Origin of the sequence: Nocardiopsis ansamitocini (assembly GCF_030268225.1) — a bacterium.
Classification (GTDB): Bacteria; Actinomycetota; Actinomycetes; order Streptosporangiales; family Streptosporangiaceae; genus Nocardiopsis_D; species Nocardiopsis_D ansamitocini.
The window spans coordinates 57785-70768 of sequence record NZ_BSQG01000011.1; the positions used below are offsets into that span (position 1 = coordinate 57785).

General features: G+C 69.6%; 11 protein-coding genes. 3 read left to right on the top strand and 8 right to left on the bottom strand.

What is annotated here, in order from left to right:
- Positions 1-38: 38 nt before the first annotated feature.
- The 6 genes from QSJ59_RS24335 to QSJ59_RS21810 all read right to left on the bottom strand — a co-directional run bounded on the left by QSJ59_RS24335 (position 39) and on the right by QSJ59_RS21810 (position 7067).
- Positions 39-1019, bottom strand: coding sequence for a cytochrome P450 family protein (locus QSJ59_RS24335; RefSeq protein WP_349497231.1), 981 nt, complete (start codon positions 1017-1019; stop codon positions 39-41).
- A 104-nt stretch (positions 1020-1123) separates the two neighbouring features.
- Complete coding sequence (locus QSJ59_RS21790; protein WP_285761604.1) at positions 1124-2542, bottom strand: cytochrome P450 family protein; 1419 nt, start codon at positions 2540-2542, stop codon at positions 1124-1126.
- Positions 2543-2848: 306 nt separating this feature from the next.
- Positions 2849-3748 carry a carbohydrate ABC transporter permease gene (locus tag QSJ59_RS21795; RefSeq protein ID WP_432707518.1) on the bottom strand — a complete coding sequence of 300 codons (900 nt, stop codon included), beginning with the start codon at positions 3746-3748 and terminating at the stop codon, positions 2849-2851.
- Positions 3745-4677: a carbohydrate ABC transporter permease gene (locus QSJ59_RS21800; protein WP_285761605.1), complete on the bottom strand. Its 933-nt coding sequence runs from the start codon at positions 4675-4677 to the stop codon at positions 3745-3747. The genes QSJ59_RS21795 and QSJ59_RS21800 overlap by 4 nt, the downstream gene beginning before the upstream one ends.
- Positions 4674-6029, bottom strand: coding sequence for an ABC transporter substrate-binding protein (locus tag QSJ59_RS21805; RefSeq protein ID WP_285761606.1), 1356 nt, complete (start codon positions 6027-6029; stop codon positions 4674-4676). The genes QSJ59_RS21800 and QSJ59_RS21805 overlap by 4 nt, the downstream gene beginning before the upstream one ends.
- 36 nt (positions 6030-6065) lie before the next feature.
- Positions 6066-7067: a zinc-dependent alcohol dehydrogenase family protein gene (locus QSJ59_RS21810; RefSeq protein ID WP_285761607.1), complete on the bottom strand. Its 1002-nt coding sequence runs from the start codon at positions 7065-7067 to the stop codon at positions 6066-6068.
- 209 nt (positions 7068-7276) lie between these two features.
- On the opposite strand from QSJ59_RS21810, the gene QSJ59_RS21815 reads away from it, so the two are divergent.
- Both QSJ59_RS21815 and xylB read left to right on the top strand, forming a co-directional pair.
- Complete coding sequence (locus QSJ59_RS21815; protein ID WP_285761683.1) at positions 7277-8188, top strand: sugar-binding transcriptional regulator; 912 nt, start codon at positions 7277-7279, stop codon at positions 8186-8188.
- 168 nt (positions 8189-8356) lie between these two features.
- Positions 8357-9748, top strand: coding sequence for a xylulokinase (gene xylB / locus QSJ59_RS21820; RefSeq protein ID WP_285761608.1), 1392 nt, complete (start codon positions 8357-8359; stop codon positions 9746-9748).
- 43 nt (positions 9749-9791) lie between these two features.
- On the opposite strand, the gene QSJ59_RS21825 is transcribed toward xylB, so the two are convergent.
- Both QSJ59_RS21825 and QSJ59_RS21830 read right to left on the bottom strand, forming a co-directional pair.
- A complete protein-coding gene (locus QSJ59_RS21825; RefSeq protein ID WP_285761609.1) occupies positions 9792-10646 on the bottom strand; it encodes an ATP-grasp domain-containing protein in 855 nt (284 codons plus the stop codon).
- Positions 10647-10699: 53 nt separating this feature from the next.
- Positions 10700-12412 (bottom strand): serine/threonine-protein kinase, encoded by a 1713-nt coding sequence (locus QSJ59_RS21830; protein ID WP_285761610.1) that lies wholly within the window; start codon positions 12410-12412, stop codon positions 10700-10702.
- Positions 12413-12649: 237 nt separating this feature from the next.
- On the opposite strand from QSJ59_RS21830, the gene QSJ59_RS21835 reads away from it, so the two are divergent.
- Complete coding sequence (locus QSJ59_RS21835) at positions 12650-12979, top strand: TFIIB-type zinc ribbon-containing protein (protein ID WP_285761611.1); 330 nt, start codon at positions 12650-12652, stop codon at positions 12977-12979.
- Positions 12980-12984: the final 5 nt, after the last annotated feature.

Sequence of the window (12984 nt, forward strand, 5' to 3'; positions counted from 1 at the left end):
CGCGCCCGTGGCGCGGGCGCGGGACCAGCCGGTGCGAGCTAGCGGGAGTAGGTGACCGGAAGGGTCTGGACGGTGTTGGTCATGATGGAGGCCACCGGGTCCAGGCGGGCGGGATCGCCGTGCAGGGCCAGGTCGGGGAACTCCTCGAAGAGGCGGGGCAGCGCGATGGTCATCTCCTTGCGCGCCAGCGGGGCGCCCATGCAATGGTGCGGTCCGCGACCGAAGGCGAGATGGCGGCTAGGCGGCCGGGTGACGTCGAAGGTGTCGGCGGCGGAGCCGTGGTGCTGCTCGTCGCGTCCGGCCGATCCGTAGCACAGGAGGATGGCGTCGCCCTTGGCCACGTGCACGCCGCCCAGGTCGGTGTCCTCCAGCGCGTAGGAGAAGGGCAGGGTGAACAGGCTGGTGTCCCAGCGCAGCACCTCCTCCACGACCGCGTCCCAGCCGACCTTCCCGCTGCGGACGAGTTCGAGCTGTTCGGGATGGGTGAGCAGTGCGCGAACCGTGTTGCAGATCGCGCCCTCCGTGGTCTCGAACCCCGCGGCCACGAACAGGAACAGCATGTCCACCAACTCGGCGTCGGTGAGCTGGTCGCCCTCGTCGCGCGCCGCGATGAGGGCGGAGGCGAGGTCGTCGGTGGGCGCGGCCCGACGGGCCTCGATGAGCGAGCTGAACACGGAATGGATCTCGCCGTAGAAGGCGGCCCCCTCCTCCGGGGTCATCACCGCCGACCCGAACCCCTTGCGTACGAGGGCGACCAGGCGGGGCCGGTCCTGCTCGCCGATGCCGAACAGTTCCGACAGCACCAGCATCGGCAGCGGGAACGCGAACTCCGCCCGCAGGTCGACCGGACCGTCCGCGGCGCGCAGCTGTTCGATCAGCCGGGTGACGATGGACTCGATGGCCGGTTCCATCTCCTCGATCCGTCTGGGGGTGAACGCCTTGGCGACGAGACCGCGCAGCCGACGATGGTCGAGATTGTCGGAGGTGAGCATGTTGCGCAGCAGGACGTTGCCCATCATCGGCCAGTCCTCGGGGATCTCCCCCTCCTGAAGCGCCCGCCAGTTGTCCGACGAACGGGAGAAGGACCGACTGGTGAGGACGGTCTCCAGCTCGGCATGGCCGGTTACCGCCCAGACCACCACCCCTGAAGGAAGCTGAACAGGGACGAGCGGCCCGAGCTCTCGGAGCTCGCGGGCTTGGGCCTGGATGTCGAGGGAGCGGGTGTCGAGGACGTAGGGGAGGCGTCCCATTGCTGTTCTCCAGTGGTTTCTCGGGGGGTGACGGGGGTGAAGGTGACGGGAAGGCTCTGCGGTCCGCGCGAGTACAACGACGGGCCGAGCGTGATCTCCTCCGCGGGGACGGCGAGCCGGACGTCGGGCAGACGCCGGAGCAGCGCCCAGATCGCCGAGGTGACGATTCCGCGCCCGGTGTCGCGGGCCGGGCAGGCGTGGACGCCCTTGCCGAACGAGAGGTACGCCTGGTTGACGCTGTCGAGCTGATGGCTCCCCAGCTTGGGGTCGCGGTTGGCGGCGAGATAGCAGGGCACGAGCCCCTCGCCTGCGCGCACGGGCTGGCCGGCGACCTCGACGTCCTTGGTGGGGAAGCGTCCGGGCATGGCCGCGATCGGGGGGTCGCGCCACAGGGCCTGGTCGATCGCCGCCTCGACCGGGGTGTAGGCCGAGGCGACCTCGGCGCGGGCCGCGTGGTCGGTGAGCAGCAGGCGCAGCACGCTCGCGGTCAGGTTCTTGACCGGCTCGAAGGCCGCGCCGATGAGCAGTTCGAGGTCAAAGGCGATTTCGATGTCGCTCAGGCCCTGTGGTGCCGAGATGAGTGCCGCGATCAGGTCGTCGTGCGGTCCCACCTCGCCCTTGGCCAGTGCGGCGCGTTTGGCTGCGGCGACCTTCGTCCCGTGCTTGACCAGGCGCTGCTGGGCCTGGGTCGAATCGGCTCCGGCGTTCCACTGCTCGGTCATCGACTGCACGACCTGGCCGAACTCCTGCTCGGTCATGCCGAACCAGCGGTTGAGGATGAGGCCGGGAACGACCGCTGCGAAGTCCGCGACGAGGTCGGCCTGGCCGCGCTCGCTGAAGGCGTCGATGGCGTTGTTGGCGAGCCGGGCGGCATCGGTGGTGACACGCTTGGGGGTGAGGACCCGCAGTGCCCAGTCGATCGCTTCGCGGCGGCGTTCGTGTTTGGCGCCGTCCAGGCACAGGGCGTTGAGCCCGCCCCGGTCGGAGAACATCGGGTGGATGGCCATGCCGGGCCGGAAGCGGCCTTCGACCTGTTCGGTCCACTTTCCCGAAGCGCGGGGGAAGTCGACGTGGTCGCCCAGGACTTGGCTGAGGGCCTCGTAGTCCAGGACGAGCCAGGCCGCGACGTCATCCTCGAACAGCACGGGGGCGAGGGGGCCGAACGTCGCTCTCAGCCCTTCGACGAAATCGGCGGGGTCACCCCCTTTGGAGAAGTCGGGCATTGGAACGGCGTTCTGGTGCAGGGGACTGTCGAGGTCCTTTGAAACAGACGATTCGGCATTCTGATTCATAGAGGAGAGGAGATCCTGTTCGTTTGGCCGGGGACGGACCCACCTTTCCCTAACTCAGGCTGTTTGACTGCACAGAGTGACCGATTATGGCCGCGTTCGGTCATTTTTCGCCGCATGGGCGATTACTGCGATATGGGGCTGAGAAGCGTCGCGATCCGTCCACGAATCCCCCTGTTCAGGGACCTTTGCGGATAAAAGCCGGGGGACGGCTCCATCCCCGGCCCGGGTTCTCCGGTGCGCTCCCGCCCGAGCGGAGAAGACCCCGCCGCGTGGAAGGGCGGCGGGGTCTCCTGCCGGCGGGGCGGCCTACTTGACCGCGCCCATGGACAGTCCGCGTACCAGTTGGCGCTGGGCGACCCAGCCGATGACGACGATGGGCAGCGAGGCCAGCGTGGCAGCGGCGGCGAGCTGAGCCCAGAACAGTCCTTCGCTGGTGATGAAACCGACCATGAAGACCGGAACGGTGGCGGCTTGGGAAGCCGTCAGGTTCACCGCGAAGAAGAACTCGTTCCAGGAGAAGATCATGCAAATAAGCGCGGTCGCCGCGACACCTGGCGCCATGATCGGCAGCATGACCGACCACAGCACGCGGGGCAGCCCCGCCCCCTCCAGTTGCGCCGCCTCGATGATGCCCTTGGGGACCTCGAGGAAGAAGGAGCGCAGCATCCACACCGCGATGGGCAGGTTCATGGCGGTGTAAAGGATGACCAGGGTCCAGACGGTGTCCAGCATCGAGAGTCGGGCGGCCGCCACGTACAGCGGGACCACCACCGCGACCACCGGCAGCATCTTGGTGGAGATGAAGAAGAACAGCACGTCCTGGGTCCGCTTCACCGGCCGGATGGAGAGCGCGTAGGCGGCCGGTACCCCCAGCAGCAGTACCAGCAGGGTGGAGACCAACGTCGCGACGAGGGAGTTGCCCAGATAGGGCAGGAAGTCCGACGCGAACACCGTACGGAACTGGTCGAGGGTCGGCTCGAAGAAGAACGTGGGCGGATCGGTGGCCGCATCGCTCTCCTGCTTGAAGGCGGTCAGCACCAGCCACAACGCGGGGGACACGAAAAGCAGGGCGATCGCCCACGTCAGGATGGTCAGAGCTGCTGGGCCCAGGCCGCCACGGCGGCGCGGCCGGGCCGGGGTCGGCGCGGACGCACCGGACTTCCGGGCCGGCGTCGCGGTGGGCGGAGCGGGAGCGGCGGTCGTCACGAGATCCCCTCCTGTGCGAACATGAACGAGCGGAAGATGAGCCGCAGTGCGAGCGTGGCCACGATGATGGTGCCCACGACCACGACCACGCCCATGGCCGCCGACTGGCCGATGTCGAACCCGAGGAAGGTCCGCTGGTAGATGTAGAAGGGCAGGTTGGCGCTGGCCGTACCGGGACCGCCCTGGGTCATCATGTAGATCGTGTCGAAGGTGTTGACCACGTAGATCGAGCCCAGCAGCACGCCCAGCTCGATGTAGCGGCGCAGGTGCGGCAGGGTGATCCCGACGAACATCTGCCACCGGCCCGCACCGTCCACCTGCCCGGCCTCGATGACGTCGCGCCCCTGGCTCTGGAGTCCGGCCAGCACCAGCAGCATCATGAACGGGGTCCACTGCCAGACCAGGGCGGTGACCACCGCGACGATCGGATACTGCGACACCCAGTCCACATCACCCAGTCCGAACGGCGTCAGGACGAACCCGATCAGGCCGAAGACCGGATCGAACATGGTGGTCTTCCACAACAGCGCGGTGGCTACCGGGATGATCAGGAACGGCGTGATCAGCAGGGTTCTGGCCACCCCGCGGCCGAGGAACTTGCGGTCCAGCAGCAGGGCCAGGCCGATGCCCAGCGCCATGGCGACCAGGACGCAGGCCGACGTGAACACGATGGTGTTGAGCGCCGCACCGAGGAACTGGGCGTCGGTGAAGACCGCCAGGTAGTTGGCCAGGCCGACGAAGGTCTGGGAGTCGGGGCGCAGCAGGTTCCAGGACTGGAGCGAGTAGAAGATCGTGACCAGGAACGGCAGCTGGGTGACCAGGATGGTGAAGATCAGCGCGGGCAGCAGCGGTGCACGCAGCGCCCAGCCCTGGGCTCGCTGGGTGGCGCGGGTCCGCCGGGCGGGCTCCGTGTCGGTCGCGGCGCTCATCGGCCTTCCTCCCGGTAGCTGTCGCCCACGGTCTGGGCGTAGCGCTGGCTCTGCTCGAGCGCCTCGTCGACGGTGACGCGTCCGGCGATGGCCGCGCTGAGCTGCTGGCTGACCCGGGTGCCCAGGTCCTGGAACTCGGGAATGGCCAGGAAGCCGATGCCGGTGTAGGGAACCGGCCGGACCGACGGGTTCTCGGGGTCGGCGTTCTCGATGCCCTGAAGCATGGGGTCGGCGTAGGCTGCGGCGACATCCTGGTACTCGGGTGTCTTGAACGTGGAGAGCCGGTTGCCCGGCGGGACCCGCTGCCAGCCGTACTCCTCGCCGACGGTGCGGATGTACTCCTTGTCGGTCATCCAGGACAGGAACTCCCATGCCTCGTCCTTGTGCTCGGACGTGGCCGGGATCCCGAGGGACCAGGCGTAGAGCCAGCCGCCGTAGTCGCTCCTGGCCACCGGGGCCGGGACGTAGGCGCTGCGGCCCACGACGGTGCTGGACGCCTCGTCCTCGACCGTGCTGACCATGGAGGTGGAGTCGTAGAACATGGCGGCCCGCCCCTGGCTGTAGCGGTTCAGGCAGTCGCCGAACCCGCTGTTGGCCGCGCCGGCCTGGCCGTGGTCGCGGACCAGGTCCACGTAGAAGTTCGCGGCCTCGCGAAACTCCGGGGAGTCGAGTTGGGCGTTCCAGTCCTCGTCGTACCAGCGTCCGCCGAAGGTGTTGAGCACGCTGTTGAAGGGCGCCAGGACCTCGCCCCAGCCCGACAGCCCGCGCAGGCAGATGCCGGCCACGCCCGCCTCCGGGTCGTCGAGTTCGGCGGCGAGCGCCGCCACCTCCTCCCAGGTGGGATTCTCGGGCATCGTCACTCCGGCCTCGTCAAAGAGGTCGGTGCGATAGGCGACGAAGGAGGACTCCCCGTAGAAGGGGACGGAGTACATGTCGCCCTCGTAGGACAGGTCCTCCCGGATGGAGGGGATGAAGTCGGCGTCGTCGTAGCCCTCGGTGGCGTCGATTCGGGGCTGGAGGTTCTCCAGCCAGCCGAACTCCGCCCATTGGCGGGTCTCGTAGTTGCTGATCATGACCGCGTCGAACTCGCCTCCGCCGGTGGCGATCGAGGTGGTGATCTTGGCGCGGGCCTCGTTCTCGGGCAGGCTGACGAACTTCACCGAGACGCCCGGGTTGGCGGCCTCGAACTCCGACTGCAACGAAATGGCGTCCTGCATCTGCGGGTTGGCGACGATGGCGACGACCAGCGTGGTGCCGTCCGATCCCGCGGAGAGCGCGCCGGCGCCTGCGCAGCCGGAGAGCAACACGGCTCCGGTGCCCAGCGCGGCGAGCGAGCGCAGCGTGGTGCGCATCGGGTACTCCTTCTTCCAGGGGGCGGGCGGTACGGGTCAGCCGGCGAAACCCGGAACGACCTGGACCTTCACGCCGGCCCCGGAACGCATGAGGTCCAGCGCCGCGGGGAATTCGGCCAAGGGCAGGGCGTGGCTGAGCAGCGGTTCCGCACTCACCTGCCCTGAGGCGAGGAGGTCGCGGGCGGCACCGTAGCTGTGGAGCACGGCCATCGAGCCCACGACGGTGATCTCGTCGTTGTAGATGCGGAACGGGGAAAGGTCCACGCGCGCGTCGTCGGCGGCGACTCCGAAGATGAGCAGGCGACCGCCGCGCTGGAGCGCGCCGAAGGCGGCCTCGATCGCGGGCGGGGCACCCGTGACGTCGACGGCCGCGTCGAAGCGCTCGTCGTGCAGGTCGGCGACGTCGGTGGCGGTCGCGGTTGCGCCGAATTCCGCGGCGAGCTTGAGGCGGTCGCGGTTGCGGTCCACCATGGTGACATCGGCGCCGCCGCGCTGGAGCAGTTGTTGCAGGAGCAGTCCCATGGTCCCGGCGCCGACCAGGAGGAAGCGTTCTCCGGGCCGCACCCCGATGCGGCGCACACCGTGCACCGCGCAGGACAGCGGTTCGATCACCGCCGCCTGACGGTAGGTCATCTCTTCGGGGATCCGGTAGCAGTTCACCGCGGGAGCGGCGACGTACTCGGCGAAGGCGCCGTCCACGGTGTCCCCGATGGCCCCCCAGTTGGCGCAGAGGTTGCCGCGCCCCGCCCGGCAGAACGGGCAGTGGCCGCAGAAGAGGGACGGGTCCACCGCGACTCGGTCGCCGATGCGCAGGTCGCCGGGCGCGTGCTCGCCGACCGCGACGACCTCGCCGGCGAACTCGTGCCCGGGCACCAGCGGGTAGGGGCTGGGCGGGAACTCGCCGTCCGCGATGTGCAGGTCGGTACCGCAGATGCCGCAGGCTCCCACCCGCAGCACCACCCCGTCGGGTGCGGGCGAGGGGTCGGGGCGTTCGCCGACCGTGATGGAACCGGGCTGCTGGATGATCGCTGCGCGCACGTCTACTCCCGACTAGATCCGCTCATATGAGCGGTAGATCACACATATGATTAATGCCATTGAAAACCCATCCGAAACGCGATGTCAACGTATGATTCACGAATGAGCGGCTTGGTTAACAAATGAGCGCAACTGATCCACAGCGGCCCGAGCCCCCGGGCGAGCCCGTCCAGAAAGCGGAGAAAGCCAAGGCCAAAGGCCCGGCGGAGATCATCCAGGTCTCCACGATCGCCCGCCGGTTCTATCTCGACGGACGCTCCAAGGTGGAGATCGCCGACGAGTTCGGGCTGAGCCGGTTCAAGGTGGCCCGCGCACTGGACATCGCCCGCGAGAGCGGCATCGTGCGCATCTCCATCCAGCTGCCCGCCCAGATCGACGCCGACCTCTCCGACCGGGTGCGCGCCGCCTACGGCCTGGACCGCGCCATCGTCGTGGCCGGCTCCGACGACCCCGCCCAGACCCACCGGCAACTGGGAAGCGTGGCTGCCGACCTTCTCGGGGAGATCGTCGAGGAGGGCGACGTCCTCGGTCTGGCCTGGGGACGCACCATCAACGTCATGGGAGCGGAACTGACCCGCCTCGCCCCCTGCACGACCGTGCAACTCGGCGGGGTCTTCTCCCACCGCACTGGGGACGAGGGTTCGGTGGAGACCGTCCGACGCGCCGCCCAGTTGTCGGGGGGCACGGCCTACCCGATCTACGCACCGCTGATCGTCCCCGACGCCACGACCGCCCGGGCCCTGCGCGAGGACCCCGGAATCGCGTCCGCCCTCTCCCGTTTCGCGCTGCTGACCAAGGCGGTCGTGGCCATAGGCGGCTGGGACGAACAGAGCTCCACGGTCTACCAGAGCCTCGGTCCGCGACTGCGCGAGGAGTACCGGGCCCTCGGTGTACGCGCCGAGATCTCCGGCCGGCTGTTCGACGCCGAAGGAGCTTCGGTACGCACCGATCTCGAAGACCGGCTGATCGGCGTCAGCGCCGATCAACTGCGTGCCGTTCCGGAGGTCATCGCGGTGGCCGGCGGGCCGGGCAAGGCCGAGGCGGTCGCGGTGATGCTGCGCAGCGGTCTGGTCTCCACCATGGTGACCGACGCGGCCACGGCGCGGACCCTGGTCGGTTGACGGCCGCGTGCGCGCCGCCCCCGCGCGGCACCGCCCGCGCATCCCCCCGCCGACCTGGGCGGGCGGAAAAGGCAGACAAACGGGTGGTTCGGCCCCTCGTAATCGGTCCGCGACGCGGGGTAGGTTGATGCGCGCCGGACCCCCACTCGTCGATGGAAATGGTGAGCCATGGCGCTGGTTGCCGGGGTGGACTCCTCCACCCAGTCCTGCAAGGTCGTGATCCGCGACGCCGAGACCGGCCGGCTGGTGCGCCAGGGGCGGGCGAACCACCCCGACGGAACCGAGGTCGACCCCGAACTGTGGTGGACCGCGCTGGGCGAAGCACTGGCCGAGGCCGGCGGGATCGAGGACGTCGACGCCGTGAGCATCGCCGGCCAGCAGCACGGCATGGTCTGCCTCGACGAGCAGGGCCGGGTCGTGCGCCCCGCACTGTTGTGGAACGACACCCGCTCGGCCGGAGCTGCCGCCGACCTCGTCACCGAGTTGGGCCCGGAGTTCTGGTCCGGGGCCGTGGGCAGCGTCCCGGTGGCCTCCTTCACCGTCACGAAGCTGCGCTGGCTGGCCGAACACGAGCCGGAAGCCGCGGCCAGGACCACCGCGGTGTGCCTGCCGCACGACTGGCTGACCTGGAAGCTGTCGGGCTCCACCGACCTCGCCGCCCTCGTCACCGACCGCTCCGACGCATCGGGGACCGGCTACTTCGACGGGCGCACCAACCAGTACCGCCGTGACCTGCTGGAGCGGGCCTTGGGCCACGACGCCCTGCTGCCGCGGGTGGCGGGCCCCGTCGCAGCCGTGGGACGTGTCGGCGACGCGATGATCGGACCGGGCGCCGGCGACAACGCGGCGGCCTCCCTGGGCCTGTCCGCCGGCGACGACGTGGTGGTCTCGCTGGGGACATCGGGCACCGTCTTCGCCCGTTCGGCGCAGCAGGCCGACGACGCCAGCGGCCTCGTGGCGGGGTTCGCCGACGCAACCGGCGCGTTCCTGCCCCTGGTGTGCACCCTCAACGCGGCCCGGGTCCTGGACGCTGCCGCGCGGATGCTCGGCGTCAGCCTGGACGAACTCAGCAATCTGGCGCTGAAGGCCGCGGCCGGCGCGCAAGGAGTGGTGTTCGTCCCCTACCTGGAGGGAGAGCGGACCCCCAACCTGCCCGATTCCTCCGGTGCACTGCACGGGCTGACCCTGGCCAACTCCACCCGGGAGAACCTTGCGCGGGCCGCGGTCGAAGGGATGCTGTGCGGTATGGCGGCCTGCCTGGACGCGCTGAGCGCGCAAGGGGTCGCGGTGGAGAAGGTACGCCTGATCGGCGGGGCGGCTCGCTCAGAGGCGGTACGCCAGATCGCGCCCAGCGTGTTCGGGGTACCGGTGCTCGCCCTGGAACCCGGTGAACGCGTTGCCGACGGGGCGGCCCGCCAGGCGGCATGGGTGCTGAACGGCGACACCGCACCGCCGCTCTGGACCGAACAGTTGGCACCCCCGAAGTGTTTCGAGGCCCCCGCCAGCCCTTGGGTCCGCGAACGCTACGCGGAGGCGTCGGTGAAGTACCTCAACCGCTGATGCGTGCCCGCCGCCCCGGCCGCCTCCGTGAACCGGACACCGCTCACGGGGCGGCGGTGAAGCTGTGGCGCACGCATTCCAGGTAGACGGCGGAGGCACGCTCGGCGTACTCGGGGCTGAACCGACTGAAGCGCTCCAACGTGATCATGCTGTTGACCTCCAACACCCGCAGCCCACGCGGAGTACTGACCACGTCCACGGCCGCCAGCCGCAGGTCCAGCGCGGACATCGCCCGCCCCGCCATCTCCACCAGCGGCGCCGTCTCACCGGGGTCGTCCACGATCTCCGGGTATGCCCCCAGACCGAGGTTGTGGCGCCATTCCCCTGCCGCAGCCGCCTCGTCGCGGACCTTGCGGAAGACGAGCCGCACCGACCCGTCGAGCATGACCACCCGGTACTCCTCGGCGATCTCCTCGAAGGGCGACACCGCGACCGAGCGGTAACGCTCCTGCAGAAGGCTCAATGCCGCGGTGAGCTCCCCGACACCGCCAGCGCGGACGACACCGTTGCCACCGCACTCGGAGTTGGGTTTGACCACGACCGGGAAGCGGTCGTCGCCCAGCGCTCGGAGCAGGAACCCGTCCGGTTCGGTCTGGGCGAAACGCAGCAGGCGGTGCGCAACCGCCGGAACCCCTGCCTCGGCGAGGAGCAGGGAGCACGCCGCCTTGTCCCCGGCGAGCTGGGCGGAGGCGGCGTTGTTGACGGGGAAGTGGTAACCGATGACGTACCTGGTCGTCCCCTCTGCGCTCAACCGGGCGATCCAGGAGTCGGAGCGCCACTCCAACCGGACTCCCAGCGTGTCCGCGGCCGCCTGGAGCTGCGCGGTGAACAAGGGGCGGCGCACGGCGGGCGTCGCGGGGCCGCCTGTGCCGGAGGTGTGGGTCGGCTGCGAGGTCATGTCCGCATCATGCAGGGCCGGTCCGGCCGTGTCGAGGCCGGGCCAGGGCCGGATCAGGCCGCAGGTTCGAACGACCGCGACATCTCGTCGAGCATCTTTGCACCGGTGTCCCAGTCGTCGTCGGGGTGGACCAGGAACAGCGAATAGCCCTTCTCCTTGGTGTGGAAACCGCGGTTGACGGCGTGCATCCGACCGCCGTTGCCGTTGAAGGTGAACTCCCAGTCCGAAGCGCTCTCGTAGCGGTCCATGGCGTCCAGGTCCACCCGGCCGATACCGATCTCCTCATAACCGGAGAACCCGCGCGAACCGATCGGCGCGTACTCCTCCCAGTCGTCCTGGGCATCGGTCTGCGGGTTGTCCACCTGGGCGACCTGAAGGTAACCGCCGTCGGGGTTGCGGAAGAAGACGTCGCTTCCCCGGCGCTCCTGTGCCCAGCCTCGGGGCACGTCGACGGCGAAACCGGTCTGGTCGTCATGGCGCACCAGTTCGGGGCCGTCGTAGCCGTCGTCGGGCTCCGCCGTCCGCTCCGCTTCGGCTTCCCCTTCCTCCCCAGCGGCACTCGCGGGCGGGGACCCCTCGTCGTCCCCCGCAGAGGCCTCCGGCGGCACCCCGGAGGCGTCGGCCGGGGCCGACACCGACGAACCGGCGGTACCGGGAAGCCCCGCGCCCTCGGGCACGGCGGGGGAACCGCCGTCGGGCACCAGGAACAGGATCGCGGCGATGACCCCGGCGACCACGAGCAGGACGAGCACCAGCAGCCCCGTGGTGCGCAGACTGCCGTCGCCTCGCCGGGCGGGCTTGGCGGACGTGGTCGGCTCGACCGGCTCGGGCTCCGGCGGCGGGAGCGGCAGGGCCGTGGTGGCCTCGGCCGGCTCGAACGTCACGGGTTCCGCGGCGGGGGCGGGGGCGGGCAGAGGTTCGGGTTCGTCCCGGGGGGTGCTCTGCACCACCTCCTGAAGGATCTCGGCTGCCTCGTGGACGGTGGGACGGTTGCCCGGGTTCTTGTCCAGCAGCGCCTCCAGCAAGGGGCGCAGCGGACCGGCGGCGAGCGCGGGCGGAACGTCCTCGGTGACCACGGCGGTGAGCGTGGCCATCGGGCTGCTGCGCTGGAACGGCGGGGAACCGTGCAGGGCCGCGTACAGCGTGGTGCCCAGCGACCACATGTCGGTGTAGGGGGCGGCCGCCTCCCCACGCGCCTGTTCGGGCGCCAAGTAGCTGGGGGAACCAAGGAGGTTCCCGGTCCGGGTGAGGCTGCTGGCACCTTCGAGCCGCGCGATGCCGAAGTCCGTGAGAACCGCACGGTCGCCCTTGGCGACGAGGACGTTGCCGGGCTTGATGTCGCGGTGCACGATGCCACGCTGGTGGGCGACGGCAAGCGCGGAGACCATCTGCAGACCGATGCCCGCTGCACGCGCGGGAGAGATCGTGCCGCGCGTCTTGATGATCTCGCTGAGCGAGTTGCCCCGGACCAGCTCCATCACGATCCACGGAAAGCCCTCGTATTCGACCACGTCGAACACGGTGATGATCGAGGGGTGGCTGAGCTGGGCCGCACTTCGGGCCTCACGCATCATCCTGGTGCGCAGGATCTCGATCTCCTGCTGCGGCAGGTGCTCGTTGATGGTGAGTTCCTTGATGGCGACCGGACGGTCCAGCAGCTCGTCGGTCCCCTCCCAGACACGCCCCATGCCGCCCTCGCCGATGAGCCGGGACAGCCGGTACCGACCGACGAGGAGAAGGTCCGGCTCGGGGTGCTCAGTACTCATGATTTCCTCTACTGGGAGGCCGGGGGGCGCGGCAGCGCTGTGACGACGCCACCATCGGAGTGTAAAAGGCCGCAAGGCATGACAAGAGCCCCAGAAGTCGGGACGCCGTCCGCCCGCAGCCGTCCGACGGCTCGGCAGTTAGGCGGTGAACTGCGACTTTGGCAGCCGAAGAGGTACGGCGGGGAGGACTTCGCGATCCTTAACCAGAGGCGACAACCGACTCCCTACGATGGCGCCGTGATTTGTCCCAAGTGCCAGAACCACATGCGTACCTTTGACCGCATGGGAATCCACATCGACCAGTGCGAGCGCTGTCGTGGGATCTTCCTCGACGCCGGCGAGCTGGAGCAGATCGTCTCCGCCGAGCAGCGCCACTACACGCCGCCCCCTCCCCCGCCCTACGGCGGAGCGGCCCAGGGGTACCGGCCCGACTCCCCCGGCCCCTACCGCGGACGCCCCGACTCCCCCGGCCCCTACAAGGGCGGCGGCTACGGTTACTCCGACTCCCCGCGGCCCTACGGGCACAAGAACCGCCGCAAGGGCTTCCTGGAAAACCTGTTCGACTGACCGAT